At 37.4% G+C, this 17207-nt stretch carries 23 protein-coding genes, 1 tRNA gene and 1 pseudogene; 18 read left to right on the forward strand and 7 right to left on the reverse strand.

Translation table 11 applies throughout. The annotated features are described in order from the left end of the window. The first annotated feature begins 85 nt into the window (after positions 1 to 85). From KUH03_RS10420 to KUH03_RS10440, 5 genes are all read left to right on the forward strand, one after another. On the forward strand, positions 86 to 1075 hold the full coding sequence (locus KUH03_RS10420; RefSeq protein ID WP_257093112.1) for a hypothetical protein: 990 nt from the start codon (positions 86 to 88) through the stop codon (positions 1073 to 1075). 235 nt (positions 1076 to 1310) lie between these two features. Further along, positions 1311 to 2105 (forward strand): hypothetical protein, encoded by a 795-nt coding sequence (locus tag KUH03_RS10425; RefSeq protein WP_257093114.1) that lies wholly within the window; start codon positions 1311 to 1313, stop codon positions 2103 to 2105. A gap of 41 nt (positions 2106 to 2146) precedes the next feature. Continuing rightward, positions 2147 to 2452 carry a hypothetical protein gene (locus KUH03_RS10430; protein ID WP_257093115.1) on the forward strand — a complete coding sequence of 102 codons (306 nt, stop codon included), beginning with the start codon at positions 2147 to 2149 and terminating at the stop codon, positions 2450 to 2452. Then, positions 2449 to 2925: a translocation/assembly module TamB gene (locus tag KUH03_RS10435; RefSeq protein ID WP_257093117.1), complete on the forward strand. Its 477-nt coding sequence runs from the start codon at positions 2449 to 2451 to the stop codon at positions 2923 to 2925. Before KUH03_RS10430 ends, KUH03_RS10435 begins: the two co-directional genes overlap by 4 nt. Before the next feature lie 40 nt (positions 2926 to 2965). After that, on the forward strand, positions 2966 to 3490 hold the full coding sequence (locus KUH03_RS10440) for a translocation/assembly module TamB domain-containing protein (RefSeq protein WP_373564688.1): 525 nt from the start codon (positions 2966 to 2968) through the stop codon (positions 3488 to 3490). A 586-nt stretch (positions 3491 to 4076) separates the two neighbouring features. Here the strand turns inward: KUH03_RS10440 and KUH03_RS45705 are convergent. The 3 genes from KUH03_RS45705 to KUH03_RS10450 all read right to left on the reverse strand — a co-directional run bounded on the left by KUH03_RS45705 (position 4077) and on the right by KUH03_RS10450 (position 5549). Continuing rightward, positions 4077 to 4700 carry a hypothetical protein gene (locus KUH03_RS45705; RefSeq protein WP_306429537.1) on the reverse strand — a complete coding sequence of 208 codons (624 nt, stop codon included), beginning with the start codon at positions 4698 to 4700 and terminating at the stop codon, positions 4077 to 4079. Between the two features lie 103 nt (positions 4701 to 4803). Beyond that, positions 4804 to 5400: a trigger factor family protein gene (locus KUH03_RS45710; protein ID WP_306429538.1), complete on the reverse strand. Its 597-nt coding sequence runs from the start codon at positions 5398 to 5400 to the stop codon at positions 4804 to 4806. 68 nt (positions 5401 to 5468) lie between these two features. After that, positions 5469 to 5549: transfer RNA gene (locus KUH03_RS10450), tRNA-Leu, on the reverse strand. Positions 5550 to 5697: 148 nt separating this feature from the next. On the opposite strand from KUH03_RS10450, the gene KUH03_RS10455 reads away from it, so the two are divergent. From KUH03_RS10455 to KUH03_RS10490, 8 genes are all read left to right on the forward strand, one after another. Further along, positions 5698 to 6042, forward strand: coding sequence for a hypothetical protein (locus KUH03_RS10455; protein WP_257093121.1), 345 nt, complete (start codon positions 5698 to 5700; stop codon positions 6040 to 6042). After that, positions 6039 to 6308, forward strand: coding sequence for a hypothetical protein (locus KUH03_RS10460; protein WP_257093122.1), 270 nt, complete (start codon positions 6039 to 6041; stop codon positions 6306 to 6308). The genes KUH03_RS10455 and KUH03_RS10460 overlap by 4 nt, the downstream gene beginning before the upstream one ends. Continuing rightward, positions 6305 to 6607 carry a transcriptional regulator gene (locus KUH03_RS10465; RefSeq protein ID WP_257093123.1) on the forward strand — a complete coding sequence of 101 codons (303 nt, stop codon included), beginning with the start codon at positions 6305 to 6307 and terminating at the stop codon, positions 6605 to 6607. The genes KUH03_RS10460 and KUH03_RS10465 overlap by 4 nt, the downstream gene beginning before the upstream one ends. Before the next feature lie 124 nt (positions 6608 to 6731). Further along, positions 6732 to 7148: a Coq4 family protein gene (locus tag KUH03_RS10470; RefSeq protein WP_257093125.1), complete on the forward strand. Its 417-nt coding sequence runs from the start codon at positions 6732 to 6734 to the stop codon at positions 7146 to 7148. Positions 7149 to 7152: 4 nt separating this feature from the next. Then, positions 7153 to 8376: a cell envelope integrity protein CreD gene (gene creD / locus KUH03_RS10475; protein WP_257093127.1), complete on the forward strand. Its 1224-nt coding sequence runs from the start codon at positions 7153 to 7155 to the stop codon at positions 8374 to 8376. Then, positions 8324 to 8638 carry a cell envelope integrity protein CreD gene (locus KUH03_RS10480; protein WP_257093129.1) on the forward strand — a complete coding sequence of 105 codons (315 nt, stop codon included), beginning with the start codon at positions 8324 to 8326 and terminating at the stop codon, positions 8636 to 8638. The genes creD and KUH03_RS10480 overlap by 53 nt, the downstream gene beginning before the upstream one ends. 167 nt (positions 8639 to 8805) lie before the next feature. Then, positions 8806 to 9177 carry a hypothetical protein gene (locus KUH03_RS10485; protein WP_257093131.1) on the forward strand — a complete coding sequence of 124 codons (372 nt, stop codon included), beginning with the start codon at positions 8806 to 8808 and terminating at the stop codon, positions 9175 to 9177. 136 nt (positions 9178 to 9313) lie between these two features. Continuing rightward, on the forward strand, positions 9314 to 10777 hold the full coding sequence (locus tag KUH03_RS10490; RefSeq protein ID WP_257093133.1) for a prolyl oligopeptidase family serine peptidase: 1464 nt from the start codon (positions 9314 to 9316) through the stop codon (positions 10775 to 10777). Between the two features lie 861 nt (positions 10778 to 11638). Here KUH03_RS10490 and KUH03_RS45715 read toward each other — a convergent pair. The 4 genes from KUH03_RS45715 to KUH03_RS45730 form a co-directional block, all read right to left on the reverse strand. Then, entirely contained in the window at positions 11639 to 11938 is a 300-nt protein-coding gene (locus KUH03_RS45715) for a hypothetical protein (RefSeq protein WP_306429539.1), read from the reverse strand. Continuing rightward, a complete protein-coding gene (locus KUH03_RS45720; protein WP_306429540.1) occupies positions 11938 to 12468 on the reverse strand; it encodes an MlaD family protein in 531 nt (176 codons plus the stop codon). The genes KUH03_RS45715 and KUH03_RS45720 overlap by 1 nt, the downstream gene beginning before the upstream one ends. A 204-nt stretch (positions 12469 to 12672) precedes the next feature. Then, positions 12673 to 12939 (reverse strand): N-acetylmuramoyl-L-alanine amidase, encoded by a 267-nt coding sequence (locus tag KUH03_RS45725; protein WP_306429541.1) that lies wholly within the window; start codon positions 12937 to 12939, stop codon positions 12673 to 12675. After that, positions 12939 to 13406, reverse strand: coding sequence for an N-acetylmuramoyl-L-alanine amidase (locus KUH03_RS45730; protein ID WP_306429542.1), 468 nt, complete (start codon positions 13404 to 13406; stop codon positions 12939 to 12941). Before KUH03_RS45730 ends, KUH03_RS45725 begins: the two co-directional genes overlap by 1 nt. 265 nt (positions 13407 to 13671) lie before the next feature. On the opposite strand from KUH03_RS45730, the gene KUH03_RS10505 reads away from it, so the two are divergent. The 5 genes and pseudogenes from KUH03_RS10505 (at position 13672) to KUH03_RS45745 (ending at position 17192) form a co-directional block, all read left to right on the forward strand. Next, positions 13672 to 13902 (forward strand): hypothetical protein, encoded by a 231-nt coding sequence (locus tag KUH03_RS10505; protein WP_257093134.1) that lies wholly within the window; start codon positions 13672 to 13674, stop codon positions 13900 to 13902. A 428-nt stretch (positions 13903 to 14330) separates the two neighbouring features. Next, positions 14331 to 16413: pseudogene (locus tag KUH03_RS10510) on the forward strand (putative LPS assembly protein LptD). 30 nt (positions 16414 to 16443) lie between these two features. After that, the gene (locus tag KUH03_RS45735) at positions 16444 to 16716 is read left to right on the forward strand and encodes a molybdopterin-binding protein (protein WP_306429543.1); all 273 of its coding nucleotides are present in this window, start codon (positions 16444 to 16446) and stop codon (positions 16714 to 16716) included. Between the two features lie 51 nt (positions 16717 to 16767). Further along, positions 16768 to 16941 carry a hypothetical protein gene (locus KUH03_RS45740; RefSeq protein WP_306429544.1) on the forward strand — a complete coding sequence of 58 codons (174 nt, stop codon included), beginning with the start codon at positions 16768 to 16770 and terminating at the stop codon, positions 16939 to 16941. Further along, positions 16938 to 17192: a hypothetical protein gene (locus KUH03_RS45745; protein ID WP_306429545.1), complete on the forward strand. Its 255-nt coding sequence runs from the start codon at positions 16938 to 16940 to the stop codon at positions 17190 to 17192. Before KUH03_RS45740 ends, KUH03_RS45745 begins: the two co-directional genes overlap by 4 nt. Positions 17193 to 17207 lie beyond the last annotated feature (15 nt).

The following is a 17207-nucleotide window of genomic DNA, read 5'->3' on the forward strand; positions in this document are numbered from 1 at the left end:
AAATGCACACTTTAGTAATATTAAAATTGACTCCAATCGTATCTCAGCGGACATCAAAGGTTTCAATCTTAATGAAAAAAAAGGATTGGTTATTAAGGGACTCCTCGCCCATGCTTCAGTAAGTAACAAAAGCATTGAACTGACAGATCTCATGCTCACAACCAATCGTTCCACCGTCAAAAATTACATAAAATTAAGCTACAATAATTTCTCAGATTTTTCAGACTTTATCCATAAAGTCAATGTCGAGATACGTGCACGCGATTCGCGCATACACTCCGAAGATATTGCCCTCTTTTCATCCCCAATGCACCAGGTCAAGTTTGATGTAAAGATCAAAAAATCGAACCTGAAGGGCACTGTAGCAGCCATCAATGCCTCACAAGTAGATCTGACCATTGGAAAAAACACCAAATTAGCGGGCGACCTAAAAATTATAGGCCTACCTGATATAGACAAGACAGATTTTATTGTTCCCCATGTTTTTATTTCCTCTGAACATAGTGATCTCAAAAATATTATTAGTGAACTCGGTAATTTAAAAAACTTCAAACTTCCTGAGATTGTCACACTTTTCAATAAATTCACATTCAAAGGCAGCTTACTTGGAAAGTACAATAAGTTTAAAACCATTGGTGCCTTCGCTACTGACATTGGTAATGTAGAAGCTGATGGAGCACTAGACCTACGAAAAGAAATAAAATATGCCGGCAAATTTCAGTCTAAAAAATTTGATCTTGGTAAAGCTACCAAATTAAAAGATTTAGGCAGTTCTGGCTTCGATCTACAGCTCGATGGAACAGGTACCGATCCCAAGTATTTAAAACTTAATATAGCAGGTAATCTAACTAATTTCAGTTTTAAACAATATACCTATCAACAGATTCAGGTTAAAGGCGATATAGACAAACAATTATTTCTCGGTTCGGGAACAATACATGACCCACATCTTAGGTTACAGTTTACGACAGATATAGACTGGTCCGCCCAGCCTAACTATCACTTGGATGCGGATATACAACAGGCAAATTTAAAAAGCTCAATTTCTTTCAAGGGGACTCAATTAATATTGTAGACACCAAATTACATACGAGCTTAATTGGGGATAACATCAATAATATTACCGGGGAATTTAAATCCGATAGTGTAAGTTTTACTTCCTCCAAGGGAAAGTTTGTGATCAAAAACATCAATTTCCTCGCAGAGGGAGATCAAGCGCGGTCGTTAACACTGCAGTCCGCTATTGGCCATATAGACCTCAAAGGAAGAATTGATCTAAACACGATTGTCCCTATTTTAAGGCATTAGCGATGCGTTACGCCCCTGCAATTGGATTTGAAAAGAATGACTTTAACCGTCAGGATTTTGACCTCAATATCAATATAAAATCTTTCAGACCTATTGCAACCTTCTTTAGAAAAGACATCGCCCTGGATAGTGGAGCAACATTGAATGCAAAATTTGCCAGCGAAAAGCAGACCGCAAATTTTAATTTTTATGCACCTGAATTTAAATACAATGGCATACGTCTCACCCATTTGATTATTGACCAAAATGCCAATCTTAAAAATATGGAACTACAGACTTCCATAGACCAGATCAATTTTACGGATAGCACTTACATCAAGAATGTAAATATCTCAAACACCTTAGTCAATGACAGTCTACAGTTCAACATAAAAATGTCAGAACTGGAAGCTAGCAATAGCTTAGATCTCAATGGCGTTATCCGTTTTGCCCATGCAAAACCAGCTTTCATCAATTTTTACCCATCCAATATACTTATCAACAAAGAACAGTGGCTTGTCAACAATGATGCACAATTAAAAATTTCAAAAGGCAAATGGTATTTTGAAAAACTCACATTGAGTCATGCTGAGCAGAAAGTGCATATTGATGGCATATTATCAAATGACGTTTCAGATCAAATCAATTTAAGATTCGAGGATTTTAATCTCAGTTCGCTCAATGGTATCACAAAACCACACGGTATCAATTTGTTAGGAAATTTAAATGGAAAGATTGAGGTTAATTCTGTTTTTAAGTCTCCATTTATCGTTGCCAACATCAAGACATCCCCATCCTTTACAACAATATCCCAATAGGAGCATTAGCACTTAGTGCTAATTATGACCCTGAAAACCAATTGGTAAAACTAGATAGTAAAATAGAAGAAGGTGATAAATTAATTCAGTTAAGAGGTTCCTACAACCACCTAAGTGAAAATAACAAACTCAACCTTAAAGCAACGTTGGTTAATACAGATGTATTTGTTTTTCAACCGTTTCTGCGAAGTCTAGTTTCCAACATTAAAGGTAAGATAAATGCAGACCTTGACATAGAAGGTGATATCCTAAATCCAAAAATTAGTGGATCGGGAAAGCTTGACAATGCTTCGATGGTTATCAATTACCTCAAAACCCCTATCGTCTTTCCGAAGAAATCAATGTGACCAACAATAGAATTTTCCTTACTGGTCTCAAAATATACGATCAAAAAAACAATATAGCGACAATCGACGGCATTGTTGATCTTAACAAATTAAGTGACCCGGATATAGATGTGACAGCCGAGGCAAAGAATTTCATGGTATTGAATACAACAATAAAAGATAACAATACTTACTATGGCACCGCTTATGCTTCCGGAACCTTCCAGTTTAAGGGATTGACATCAGCAATGAATATCAATATACGTGCTAAATCAGAAGAAAACACAGTCATCAATATACCTTTTAATAGCGCAAGTACAATTTCCGATAGTGATTTCATCTACTTTATAGAAAAAGACTCTACCAAAATCAAGAAAAATCAAAAGAAACGGGATTTTAATGGTTTGACGATGAATATGGATCTACTGATCACACCAAATGCTGAAATCAACCTTTTTTTTCAAGTATGGGGAACTATCGGGCAAAGGAAATAGTAACCTGAATATGCGAATATCTTCACTGGGAGATTTTGAAATGTTCGGTGATTTCATCGTAAACAGTGGTAAGTTTAATTTCACCGCACAGGATTATATCAACAAAATATTTGACTTAAAGGAGGGTGGAACTGTACGATGGGCTGGCAATCCGACTGAAGCCAATATCAATATCAACGCAATATACCAACAGAGAACCAGCTTAGCTCCACTGTACAATGCTGCGGGAAGAGAGGAAAACCCTGAGCGTGTACTGGCGCAAGCGGACATGATTTTAAAAGGTCAATTGAGTCAACCCGATATTACATTTGACATCAATTTCCCACAGAACCCGGGCGTGAAGGACGAGCTGCAAGGGTATTTCTCTGATGCCAATAATGTCAACCAGCAAGCGCTCAGTTTAATTGTGAGACGTAGCTTCACCCCGGAACACAAAGTGATTTTGGGAAAGAAGTCAACAATACATTACTATCAGCGGGCACCGAAATTGCTTTTAATCAAATCAATAATATCATCGCACAATCACTCAATATCAATTTCTTTGATATCAATATTAAATCACTGAATGACGCCTCTGCGTCCCTTCGTTTATTTAATGACAGGCTAGTTCTCACAGGCGGTATTTCGGATCGCAGGAGTCAGGCGTTAACAGATTTGAATGTATTCTCAGATCGTGTTTCAACGGATGCTGAAGCTATGTTTTATTTGCGCAAAGATGGTCGCCTTGTACTTAGAGCTTCCAACCGCCTAAACACAAGAAACTTTCTTCTTAGTCCAAACGATGGGAATATATCAGCGCCTTTGGATTATTATATCGGCAGGAGTTTAACACCTTCTCTGAATTTCTGAAAAGGCTATTTCCATTGGGAAAAAGAATAATTTCTTTATTCCAACCCAAACAGATGTAAAGAAAAGCCAGCCCAACTAATAATAGGCTGCTAAAATAATAGTAAAAGCTAGTCCAGTTATCCCATCACAATCAAAAAACTGAATGAATCAATAACTATCAAATGGTAAGATCAGAGCAAGGGATATATCTAGATCGCTTCTATAAATCAAAACGACCAACAGTATAAAGGAGACTTCATTGAAGGCATAAAAAAGCCTTCAAGATATTTGGAAGGCCTTCTTATAATAATGTTAAAAACCGCTTACGCTAATTTTTCGAATTCTTTAAATTCAATATCACTACTGTTCAATTTAACCAAACCTTTTAAGTGATCAAATACTTTCAAAGCTTTAGCTTCTTCGAACAAACGGTTACCTTGCTCTCTGTCTTGTAACAATTGAATTGCAAACTGATTCAATTGCTCATCAGAAGGCTCTTCATTGATATTGTACATTTTGATTTGTGCGTAGATACGTTCTTTCGCTAAATTGATTACCTCATCATATTTAACTTCAAGACCGTTTTCAGTAACGACACGGTTTTCGATGATTGTCCATTTCAAGTTGTTCAAGAAATCAGCAAATCCTTCGTTAAGCTCTTCTTCAGAAATACTAGGGTTAGTCGCTTTCAACCATCTTTTCAAAAACTCTTCAGGGAATTTTACGTCAACTTTGTCCATACCAAAAGTATACATATCGTTACGTAATTTTTGATCTGAGTTCTGCTTGAACAAGTTTTCTACTTCTTCTTTTACTTTTTCAGTAAATTGAGCTTCTTCAGTTACTTCACCTTCTGCAAACAATTTATCGAAAAATTCTTGGTTAAGATCAGCTTCTTCTAAACGGTTGATGTTTTTAACAGTCAATTCGAATTTTGTTACATCCAAAGCTGTAGCTTCTTCTTCAGTGATACCTAAGATACGTGCTAAATCTTCTGTTTTGAAAGCTTTCTTAACATCGATTTTAACAGCATCGTCTTTTTAAGACCTACTAAAGATTTCTTGATTTTGCATCTTCAACGATATCCGTACGGATCGAAGTTGTTTTCTCAAGACCTTCCTCTTTATCTTGTTTCAAGGTAGCATACAATACATCACCTTCTTCTGATACTTCTGGATTAGTCATCTTTCCATAACTACGACGTAAGTTTTTGATACGATCTGCCAAAGTCTCTTGATCAGCTTTGATATCGTAAACAGCAAACTCAGTCTCAGCAGTAAAAGGCAATTCAAAAGCAGGAGCTAAACCAATCTCATATTTAAAATTGAAATTGTCTTTATAATCCCAGCTATATTGTGCATCATCTTCCAAAGGAAGTGGCTGACCTAATACTTCTAATTTGTTCTCTGAAATGTAATTCGTGATTCTATCGTTCACCAATTTATTGATCTCATCAAATAAAATAGATTTACCATAAGTACGTCTGATATGTCCCACTGGAACCTGACCTGGACGGAAACCTGGTAATTTTGCCTTTTTAGCTTGCGCTTTAATCTCTTTGTCGACTTGAGGATTATAATCTTCAGGTGCTAATGCGACGTTGATTACCGCATTGATTGCATCTACATTCTCGTGTGAAATATTCATACTCTTTTTAGCTATATCGCATTCATAAAAAAATCCTCCCGAGGTTTTAAGTTCGGGAGGACATCAAGTGCGGAAGAAGGGACTCGAACCCCACGCCTTGCGGCGCCAGATCCTAAGTCTGGTGCGGCTACCAATTACGCCACTTCCGCATTAGGATTTCTTTTGATGCCACAAAGATAGAAACCAAACCTATATCTTGCAAGTATTTTCCACTCTTTTTTTTATTTTTTTCAATATTCTTTCTACCTCTTGCATAATTCATTATTATTCATTTACTTTGAATATCAAAGTACTTTTATGGAACAAAAAGATTTATTTAAAGAGCTTGGAGAGATCAGATTATTGATGGAGAAATCCTCCAAATTTGTTTCGATAAGCGGTTTGTCAGGTGTTCTTATCGGCTGCTATGCGTTATTAGGAACTTTACTTGGCTACTATGCGATAGCAAGTCCCGAAGCTGTGATCAATCGGTTCGCCTCTGGTCTGACTATTCCTACACTCTTTTTAATAGTTGCTCTATTGATTCTGGCGCTCTCATTAGTGACAGGATGGTTAATGGCTCGAAAGAAAGCTAAAAAAATAAGCAGTCGATTTGGAACATTACCAGCAAATCTCTTTTATTTGCAGTTTCAATCCCTTTGATAACTGGAGGAGTTTTAGCGTTAGTCCTACTTTCTCAAGGTCATTATCATTTGATTGCTGGAATACTGCTTATTTTCTATGGCTTGGCTTTAGCTGCTGGCAGCATTTATACCTTCACAGAAGTAAAATGGTTAGGCATACTAGAAATATGCTTAGGTTTAATGGCAGTATGTCTTCCAGACCACGGACTGATGTTATGGGGATTAGGATTTGGTGTGTTACATATCATCTATGGTTTTATCGTTTACAAAAAGTACGAATCGTGAAATTAGATCTTTCTTTATATGACAAAATATTCGAAAATAGAGTCCGCTTACAAATTATGAGCATTCTTGCAGTGAATGAAGAATATGACTTCAATTCGTTCAAAGAAGTATTGGAAGTAACTGATGGAAATCTAGCCTCCAACCTCAAGACCCTGGAGAAGGAAGAGTATATTGTCGTGGAGAAAAGTTTTGTTGACCGGAAACCCAATACCAAATATAAAAGGACAACAAAAGGTTTAAAAGCATTTGAAAACCACCTTATTGCATTAGAAAATTTAATAAAACAACAATATAAATAATTTTTTACCCAAACACTTTGAAATTCAAAGTACTTTTAAAACAATAAAACATGAAAGGAATTCGATTAAAACTCATGCTCCATCTCTACAACTGGTCTTCCAAAGTGTATGCAGATATTTTCAAATGGAACAAAAAGCATGGGGAATTAGCAAAGAGGAATTTTTAACCTACCCAATTGGGAGCATTGGCCATAGTTTGGGTCTCTTTTATGCAAGCAAGGGATTTGATGTCATGCCGAAATTGGAAAATCACGATGTCTTCCATATTATAACGGGAACGGGAACTGAAATTCAAGATGAAATTGCCATGCAATATCTTCTGTTGGGTAACGGAAAAGTCAGTCTATACTTAATGGGAATGATCGCGATTGGTGGCATCCTGTTTCCAGAACATTTTAAATATTACAAGAAAACCTTCCAGAAAGGCCGATCCCTACAAAGATTCCACCATATTGAATTCAAAGAGATACTTCATTATCAGCTTACCGAACTCCAAATTGCATTATACAGTAAAAATATTCAGGTTGATTTAAACAAATGAAATCATGGAAAACCAAAATACACCCCAAAGCTCATTTGCAGCAGAACAGTATTCGCTTTTTGACAAAATTAGCAACTCAACTGTCCTAAAATTATTTGTCATCTTATTTCTTTCACTACTATTGCTCATACCACTGACATTGATCAGCGATCTAATTGAAGAACGTAAAACTCGCGAGCAAAGCGTATCCGAAGGTATTGCGCTTAATTGGGGCCAAGAGCAGGTCATCTCCGGTCCCGTCGTAGCAATCCCCTACAGCGAAATTATTCAGAAGCCCGCTGAAAAAAGTAAAAACTCAGTAACATTAGCATACAAACAAACAAAGTGGATATTTATTCTGCCCCAAAGCTCGAATATCAGCACAGACATCAGCCCGCAGCATCTTTCCAGAGGGATCTATAATACTGTGGTATATAACAGTCATATCTCGATCGAAGGTAGCTTTAATAAAATCGATCTAACAAAGCTGGAAATCCCAATTGAAAAGATTGATTGGAAAGGAAGTCGATTAGTATTTGGTATACAAGATTTTAAGGGTTTAGGTAAACGCCCTGTTCTCAAATGGAATGGTCTAGAGTCAGCTTTCGATCCTGATTTCAACAACCTCAAACTATTCAATCAAAATTTGGTCTGCCCAATTTCAATCAATCCCCAAAGCGAGAGCCTTTTCAAAATCACACTGGACCTAAAAGGTTCAAAATCATTAAATTTTGTCCCACTCGGTGATCAAACAAATATTTCCGCAAAAGGGAATTGGGCTAATCCGAGTTTTGTCGGTGCATTCTTACCAACTAAGCGATCAGTCGACAACGCCAATTTTTCAGCATCTTGGGAGATCCCTTCTTTTAGCCGCAAGCTGCCCCAACAATGGTCAGGAGATATTTATCCAATCTATCTTTTCGAAAAAAACAGGGCCAACCTGACAGATGAAGTTGAGTCGCCCCAGCCCACTGCCCCTGCTGCATCTGATACAAACGTACCTAGTGACATGTTGGTCAATTCGGATATGATCACTATCAATTTTCTGCCAGATATCAATAACTATCAAAAAACGACACGGGTTGCTAAATACGGTATTTTGATCATCCTTTTAACATTTACTTCGCTCCTATTCACCGAAATCATCAAGAAAAAAAAGAATCCATATCATCCAATATGTACTAATTGGAGCAGCCATGGTACTCTTTTATACACTATTATTAGCATTATCAGAACATATCGGATTTAATCTCGCGTATTTAATCGCAGCAATCGCGACCGTAATGCTCATTGCAAGTTTTATAAAAGCGATTACAAAAGATCTTAAATCTGCACTTTTACTCGGGTCTATTTTGGGTACGTTCTATTTATTCATCTATGTACTCATGCAACTTAGAGATTACTCACTCATCGCGGGAACGATCGGAATCTTTATTATTTTGGCAATCCTGATGCGTGTTTCCACAAAAATTAATTGGTATCAATTTGACAACAATCATGCTGATCAATAAGCAACATCTCAAAATCTATTGTGTCATTATCGGCATATTGCTCAAGAAATAAACTTATCCGAACAAATGGCCGTCTTTTTACTAAATAAGACGGCTATTTTCATCCTTTGCTTAGCTTTTAGTAGCAAAATCTGTAACTTGCGAGGACATTTTTCAGCATTATATATATGAAAAAACTTACAATATTTACATTAGCGATTATGGCATGCAACCTCAGCAATGCGCAAGAAAGCAAAGGTGGAAAATCCAATGTTAAGATGGTTACTGAAACACCACAGCCGATTAACCCTAGCACCCTTTGGGATCTCGGACGTGTATCGGCTGAAGGACTTTCTTCAGATGGCAAAACATTGCTGTACGGTGTTTCTAATTACAACCCGGAAAGCAATACGAGTGAGAGGAATCTTTATACGATCTCATTAGCCAATGGTGCCGGTGGTCAATTTACGGATCAGAAAGGAGGCGAAGCTGTAGTCCAGATCGAACAAAATGGGGATGTTATTTATCTATCGAAAGGCCACTTGTGGAAAAAAATCTGACAAAAGGAGAGGCAACTCAGCTGACATCCGGTGAGATGGCTTTGGAAAATGTCAAATTTTCTCCCGATGGAACACATATTCTTTTTAGCCAATCTGTATTAATCAAAAATACCATAGCACAGATAAATACCCAGAATTGCCAAAATCGGATGCCTATATTTATGACAACTTAGATTATAGACATTGGGATACATTCAATGATGGAAAATTCAATCACCCTTTTGTTGCCAGCTACAGCAATGGAAAGATAGGCGATCCCGTTGATCTACTGAAGGATCAACCTTACTACAGTCCGCAGGCACCTTTCGGTGGTGCAGAAGATTTCATTTGGTCTCCAGACAGCAAGGCGATATTATATGTTTGCAAGAAAAAATTCGGGACAGATTATGCCGTGAGTACCAATACAGATATTTATCGTTATGAATTATCTTCTGGTACAACCACCAATCTTACCGAAGGCATGAATGGCTATGACATTGCACCAAGTTATTCTCCAGATGGTAAAAGTTTAACTTGGCTCAGTATGAAAACCGATGGTTATGAGTCCGACAAAAATGACATCATCCTATTTGATAAAAGCAGTTCAATCCGATTAAATTTAACAGCACACTGGGATGGTACAGTCAATAGTTTTATCTGGAGCAATGATAATCGCAAAATATACTTTACTGCTGCTACCAAAGGTACTGTGCAGTTATTTGAATTAGAGGTACCTTCGAATATAAAGTCAAAAAGTCTTCCAAAGATCCAACAAATTTCTACAGGAGACTTTGATATTACGGGGATTGTTGGTCAAACCGGAGATAAGCTGATTGTTACTTTGACCAAATTCACGCGCGCCACCGAAGTCTTTAGCTTTGATCTCAAAAACAAATCTTTGACAGCGGTCACAAAGGTCAATGACGACAAGTATGCAGCAATTGCGGAAAACAAAATTGAAAGACGTATTACAAAAGCCTCCGATGGTGCTGATTTATTTTCATGGGTAATTTATCCTCCAAATTTTGATCCTGCAAAAAAATACCCAACTATACTCTACTGTGAAGGTGGCCCACAATCTGCGCTCACGCAGTTTTATTCTTTCCGTTGGAACCTGCAATTAATTGCTTCACAAGGTTACATTGTTATCGCACCAAATCGTAGAGGCATGCCCGGCTGGGGAGTAAAATGGAATGAGGCAATTTCCCAAGATTGGGGCGGACAACCCATCAGAGACTATTTATCCGCTATAGACGACATATCCAAAGAAACATATGTCGATACAGCACGTAGAGCGGCAATTGGCGCAAGTTATGGTGGTTATTCCGTTTACCAGTTAGCCGGAGTCCATCAAAATCGTTTCAAAACATTCATTGCACATAACGGCTTATTCGATATGAGAAGTTGGTATGGTACAACGGAAGAATTGTTCTTTGCCAATCATGAATTGGGCGGTGCCTATTGGGATAGCAAAAATGAAAAATCTTATACCCAATTTAATCCGATTGAGAAAGCAAATAACTGGCATACGCCTATTCTGATTTTTCAAGGCGGAAAAGATTACCGTGTCCCTATTGGACAAGGTTTAGCAGCCTTTCAACTTGCTCAGTTGAAAAAATAAAGAGCAGACTTGTTTATCTTCCTGATGAAAACCACTGGGTACTGTCAGGACACAATGCTCAGGTCTGGCAAAGAGAATTCTTTACTTGGCTTAAAGAAACCCTCTAATAACGCTGTAAAATCAGATAGTGAGATAATATACACTACTGATAATATCGCTAGTAAAATATTGCAATTGCGAAAATTAACGCCACTTATTGAGTGGCGTTAATTTGATTTAATGACTGACCATAAAGTAAACCCGATATTTCTGGATTCAGGATTATTGATTTCCCTTTCAAATTGACCATCCGCAGGGGCTGTAATCTATTTCATTCCATCTTTTTCGATTATTTCAGATAACAAAGGACCAAGTTAACTATTGATTAACACCTACTTATCTATTAAAAGGGAGATTACGGGGTATTAACAAGGGTATAACAGGGGTTAACAGGGGTATATCCCTATTAACCCTCTGTTAGTACCCTATAAAAATAGTGTTAATAGAGTTTTAATATTGGATATGGTATCAACTTGGTCATAAGTTAAGCACCAGCAATGATAAACAACCTAGATAAAAATACACCAGGTGATTTCATAAAATAGCCCCAATGCCCCTTAAAAGAATATTTAACACCGTTAGCGCTTACCTGTAGCCGACTAAAATACGATGCACAGCCATAGAAAAACGTAACCCAAAAACAGTAAAGCAGAACTTCTGAACAGAAAAAGGAAAAAGTCGCAGGACAGTTTGTCGGTGACAATAGTAGCGTATTTGAGAGCTATTCAGGTGCGACGTAACTTCCACTCTGATGGGAGCATAATTCCAGCATCCAAAGAAGCCTTATATAGAAAAAGCCTGCAAATTGCAGGCTTTTTTATGTTACAAATCTGTGATACGTACAAAAGGTCTATTTCTCACCTTTTTTCCAAAAATAGAAAGCTTAATATATTTACCAGGTTTCTCCTTGACATCCTTCATCAGATTATCCATTTCTTTAGATGCATTATTCAGATTGCGGTATAATTCCTCATCATTAAGCAATAAGCCAATTGATCCTTTACCACTATTGATCTTACTCGTAATATTTTGAAAATCGGACATTGTCGCATTTACCTTGTTCATGGTTTGTTCAAAATCCAATCGTGCCGCTTTATCTGTTATATTATTTAGATTAGCCATTATTGCGTTGATTTTCTCACCATTTTGTGAGAAATGGATGTGATCGATTCCAGATTGGCCATAATTCTATTTAGCCTTCCCTTTTCATTTCCCACGAGCCCCTCCACGTCTTTGGTGATTCCTTCAACATTTTTCAGTGAAGTGGATATGCTATGAATACTATTCTTAAAATCATCTTGAAATTGCTTATCTAGCACCGTATTCACCACAGTCAATGTAGAGTCAAGTTTGATGGTAATTGTTTCAATACGCTTTTGGATGGGTTCAACTTTATCCATGATATTCGGTTGGATACCCGAATTTAGAAAATCACCATCTTTGGCCATTTCTGTGCTATTACCCATCTCAAAAACAATTGCCTTGCTACCCAATAGATCTGTACTGGAAATCCGAGCGATAGTATTCTTAGGGATTTTATAATGGGAATGGATTTTAAATTCCGTTTTTATCTTGCCATCTGGTTGTAAGGTCATTTTTGACACCCGTCCTATCTGATAACCGTTAACTAAAACCGGCTTGGAAGCGGTCAACCCGTCTACTGTATGGTAAGTGGTATAAAATGTATTATCACTACTGAAGACGTCGTTTCCTTTAAAAAACTATACCCTATAAATAATAGAGCAATTGCAACTGTTGCTAATATGCCGACTTTTGTTTCATTTGATATTTTCACAAATCATTTTTTTGTAATGCATCATTAATATAACTTTAAAACAGCATAAAAGCAAATCTGTTTAGCGTTCAACAGAATTTTTATAAATTTTTAAAGCCGAAACCAAATTATTGACAATTTCTTGTTGCCCTTCATCCGATAAAAGATAGCTTTCCTCTTCCCTATTACTGATAAATCCGATTTCTGTCAAAACAGCTGGCATTCCTGCCTCTGCTAATACCGCTAATCCTTTTTCCCAGAACCCACGGCTATGTCTTCCCGCTTTCACGTACTCTCCCTCAATCATCTGTGCCAAACGAATACTTTTTTCACGGAATCTGTTTTTCATCAATGAAAAATAATAGCACTTTCAGGGTCTTTAGGATCAAATCCCTGGTAATTTTCTTTATAATTTGATTCGAGCAATAACGATGCATTCTCACGGACAGCAGCATCCTGTTGCCCTAAACGATGCGAACCGGAAACCAAGCTTTCTGTACCATGGGCACTAGAACCACCTGAATTACAGTGAATAGAAATAAATAAATCCGCTTTGTTAGCATTCGCCAAACGAATACGTTTATACAATTCCACAAATTCATCAGAAGTCCGCGTGTAGATAATCTTAACTCCAGGAATATCTTTTTGAATTTGTCGGCCGAGCTTTAACGCCACGTCCAACGCTACATTCTTTTCTAGGGATCGACGGCCCTGTGCACCGGTATCTTTTCCACCATGCCCAGCATCAATAACGATGGTTTTAATCTGATAGTCGGGTGGTTCGGGTTGGCCGTTGTTTAATTTGAAAGAATTCAATAAAAAAATCCCAAAGTAGCCAACATAATGCTACACCATTTTCTAATTCTTAAATCTGATTTCATTGAATATTTATTTGCTCTACTATAAACGATACAAAATGAGTCAATATTATTTCTTTAATAGATAACGATATTTAACATATTTTCTATTTGTTTTTGACTAATTTTGTCCTTCGAAGTTTAACATTATTTCACAAAAATAACATTTGTCTTTAATTTTGAAGTCGTTAATCAACATTTTAACACTATTTATCATTCTTGCAATGAGCAATTCAACATTAGCTCAGAGCAATATTCCATTAAAACAGAACGGACTTCAAAGTAAGGACCCTGTCTCGGCGACCAGTAAACTGCAGGATACAACAAAAATAAAACCTGCTGATTCTACTAAATCCGGACAGGATACCACGAAGAAAAAAAGGCAATGGATTGCAGGCGGAAGTCAGCATCATCGCAGTCGATTCCCAAAAATCGGAAGTAGCAAAGAATATTAGCCATTTATATCGTGGTGCAAAAGTAAAATATCAAGATTTTGAACTTTCAGCTGATTACATCCGACTCGACCGCAATCAAAAAAGATTTTCGCATCAGGCATCTATGATAAAAGCGGCAAATATGTAGGCCGTCCTATTGTTATTATGGGAAATGGCGAATCTCCTAAAACGGTAGATTCCTCTATTATGATTACGAAAAGCAGGAAGGTAATACCTATGGTATTATGACCGAGGTAGATGGAGGCTTTATCCAAGCCAATATCGTCCGAAAGAATATCTATGATGAGATGTCAATCTACAAGGGACTCTATAGTACTTGTAATTTACCGGAGCCACACACCCATTTTGGTATACATATATCCAAAGGAATTGTGACCAAAAATCAGATCATTTCCGGTCCTGCCTATTTAGTGGTGATGGGTGTCCCTATGCCTGTAGCCTTCCCTTTTGCATTTTTCCCTAAACCCGATAAAAGAGCATCAGGATTTCTTTTCCCATCTTTTGGTGAAGATTATACGCGAGGTTTCTCCATGCGTGACATTGGTTGGTATCTGGCTTTCAACGATTACTGGGATAGTGAAATTAGGGGTCATTGTATTCAAAAGGCTCATGGGAAGTATCCATGAATACACGTTATACCGTAAATTATAAATTTAACGGTGGATTTAATATACGTTATGCAAATACGAAAACAGGGGTGGAAGGAACAAAAGATTACGGTTCCAATAAAGACTTCAATGTAACCTGGAATCATACCCAACGTCAAGAAGCTAACCCGGGAACATCTTTTTCTGCTAGTGTAAACTTTGGTACAACATCTTTCTTCCAAAACACCGGTACAGGTAGTGCACAAAATAATTACGAGAATTTAGCTCGTAACAGAATGGGGTCGTCCATCAGTTATGGAAAAGTGTTTGCCGATGGAAAAGTAAATCTAACAGCAAGTTTAACTCATAGTCAGAATATGGCTGACAGGAGTATTCAGTTAAGTTTACCAAATATCAGTTTAAACGTTTCTTCATTCAATCCCTTTGACAGCAAAGACCGGGTAGGTGAACAAAAATGGTATCAACGGATCAATGTTGGTTATAGTCTTCAGGCACAGAATACCGTCAATACCAAAGACAGCTTGTTGTTTAGTTCCGGAGGTTTCAAAAGATTCCAGAATGGTTTCCAACATAATATTCCGATCAGCTTATCACTTAATGCTTTTAAATACTTTCAATTCAATACCAGTGTAAACTACACCGAACGTTGGTATTTCCAAAGTACCAGACAACGGATCGACAACACACCTGCGGGGTATAAACAACGCCTTGATACGCTACAGGGATTTAATCGTGCTTACGATTACTCTGTATCTACTGGTCTTTCGACCAAGATATACGGTATGTATCCAAAGATCGGAAAGATCGAAGCGATCAGACACGTGGTCACACCGTCTATCAATTTTAACTACAGACCAGATTTCTCAGATCCACGTTATGGATTCTATCAACAATATAATGATCAATATGGCAATCGTAACGTATACTCCATCTTTGCACAGGAGTATATGGTTCACCTTCTGCCGGAAAATCTGCGGGTATAGGCTTCTCAATTGACAACAATATTGAGGCCAAGGTAAAGAGCAAATCTGACACCACCGATGGTGGTTTCAAAAAGATACCAATTCTCCAAGGCTTGACTTTTAGTGGAAATTACAATTTTGTTGCCGATTCATTAAAACTATCTCCGATCACTTTCTCCGGTCGGACAGCATTTTTCGACCAGAAGATGAATGTCAACTTCAATGGTACATTTGACCCCTACTCCATCGACAATAATGGTGTGCGTATTAATAGATATGCGATCAAAGATGGAAGTTTGGCCCGTCTGACAAATTTCGGTTTATCCTTTGACTATAGTCTAAATCCGAAAGCGGCCAAATCACGTGGTGACAACATCGATTCACTGAGAAAGCAAATGTCCAATGCTGGAATGACCCCAGAGCAGGCACAGGCTTTGGCCCGAATCAGTTCCGACCCCAATGCTTTTGTAGACTTTAATATTCCCTGGAACCTAGCGGCTTCGTTCAGTTTTAATATGTCCAAGTTCTTTAATACGAGTACACGACGCATGGACAATCAGATTACGAGTACACTGAATTTACATGGTGACTTTAGTGTTACACCGAAATGGAAAGTAACATTTCAATCCGGGTACGATTTCAAACAAAAAGAAGTTGTCATGACTTCCTTCAATATCTATCGAGATTTACACTGTTGGGATATGTCCTTTGGGTGGATGCCATTTGGACGATATCGAAGTTATAATGTCACCATTCGAGCGAAGGCATCCATATTGCAAGATCTCAAATTGACAAAAGAGCAAGTTCTGGAGGCGGTTATTTTTAAAATAACCGCTTTTTTTATGCAATTAATCCAGTATAAACCCAAAAATTCAAACCCAGTTACTACGCCAAAAGGACCATCTTTAAATTCTTTTAATCAAAACAATTTTAGCGTATAGTTGATCCATAATTTTATGTAAGTTTATACTATGAAAGCAGAAATTATTACGATCGGAGATGAGATTCTGATAGGTCAGATTATCGATACCAACTCCAGCTGGATTGCACAACAATTGGGAAAATTCGAGATAGATGTTGTCCAGATGACATCCATTCCCGACACGGAGGAAGCTATTTTCAACACATTAAAAAGCGCATCCACAAGAGCCGATTTGATTTTAATTACTGGGGGCTTGGTCCAACTAAAGACGATGTTACGAAAAAACTGCAGCAAAATATTTTGGCACAACATTAATCCGTGACGAAAAAGTACTCCAACATGTAACAAGTTTCTTTGAGTCCGCAATATGGAAATGCTAGAGATTAATCGACAGCAAGCAGATGTTTTTGCAAACTGTGAAATATTATTCAACGATTATGGTACAGCACCAGGTATGTTGGTTTCTGAGGCACAAAAACACTATATTTTTATGCCCGGTGTACCATTTGAAATGAAACATCTCATGGAACAGCGTGTCTTCCCTTGATTGAACAACAAAATAAAGATATCTTCATCCATCACGAAACCATACTTGTAGGCGGTATCGGAGAGTCTTATCTTGCTGAAGAAATAAAGGATATTGAAGAAGAACTTCCTTCAACTATTAAATTGGCTTATTTACCCACATTAGCTTTTATTCGTCTCCGGCTTTCCGGAAAAAGCAGAAACAAATCGGATATTATTCAAGAAGTAAAGCTCTTTAAGAGTAAACTTTTGAATCGCTTAAAAATTATGTAATTGCGGATTACGACA

It is taken from the genome of Sphingobacterium sp. E70 (assembly GCF_019285695.1).
GTDB lineage: Bacteria > Bacteroidota > Bacteroidia > Sphingobacteriales > Sphingobacteriaceae > Sphingobacterium > Sphingobacterium detergens.

Bases quoted from the DNA above. Each gene is read 5' to 3' on its own strand.
- KUH03_RS10425 (WP_257093114.1), top strand. From the start codon at position 1,311: ATGCGTTACGCCCCTGCAATTGGATTTGAAAAGAATGACTTTAACCGT.
- KUH03_RS10440 (WP_373564688.1), top strand. From the start codon at position 2,966: ATGTTCGGTGATTTCATCGTAAACAGTGGTAAGTTTAATTTCACCGCA.
- KUH03_RS45710 (WP_306429538.1), bottom strand. From the start codon at position 5,400: ATGAATATTTCACACGAGAATGTAGATGCAATCAATGCGGTAATCAAC.
- KUH03_RS10455 (WP_257093121.1), top strand. From the start codon at position 5,698: ATGGAACAAAAAGATTTATTTAAAGAGCTTGGAGAGATCAGATTATTG.
- KUH03_RS10470 (WP_257093125.1), top strand. From the start codon at position 6,732: ATGGAACAAAAAGCATGGGGAATTAGCAAAGAGGAATTTTTAACCTAC.
- creD (WP_257093127.1), top strand. From the start codon at position 7,153: ATGGAAAACCAAAATACACCCCAAAGCTCATTTGCAGCAGAACAGTAT.
- KUH03_RS10480 (WP_257093129.1), top strand. From the start codon at position 8,324: ATGGTACTCTTTTATACACTATTATTAGCATTATCAGAACATATCGGA.
- KUH03_RS10485 (WP_257093131.1), top strand. From the start codon at position 8,806: ATGAAAAAACTTACAATATTTACATTAGCGATTATGGCATGCAACCTC.
- KUH03_RS45715 (WP_306429539.1), bottom strand. From the start codon at position 11,938: ATGGCTAATCTAAATAATATAACAGATAAAGCGGCACGATTGGATTTT.
- KUH03_RS45725 (WP_306429541.1), bottom strand. From the start codon at position 12,939: ATGAAAAACAGATTCCGTGAAAAAAGTATTCGTTTGGCACAGATGATT.
- KUH03_RS10505 (WP_257093134.1), top strand. From the start codon at position 13,672: ATGAGCAATTCAACATTAGCTCAGAGCAATATTCCATTAAAACAGAAC.
- KUH03_RS45735 (WP_306429543.1), top strand. From the start codon at position 16,444: ATGAAAGCAGAAATTATTACGATCGGAGATGAGATTCTGATAGGTCAG.
- KUH03_RS45740 (WP_306429544.1), top strand. From the start codon at position 16,768: ATGCTAGAGATTAATCGACAGCAAGCAGATGTTTTTGCAAACTGTGAA.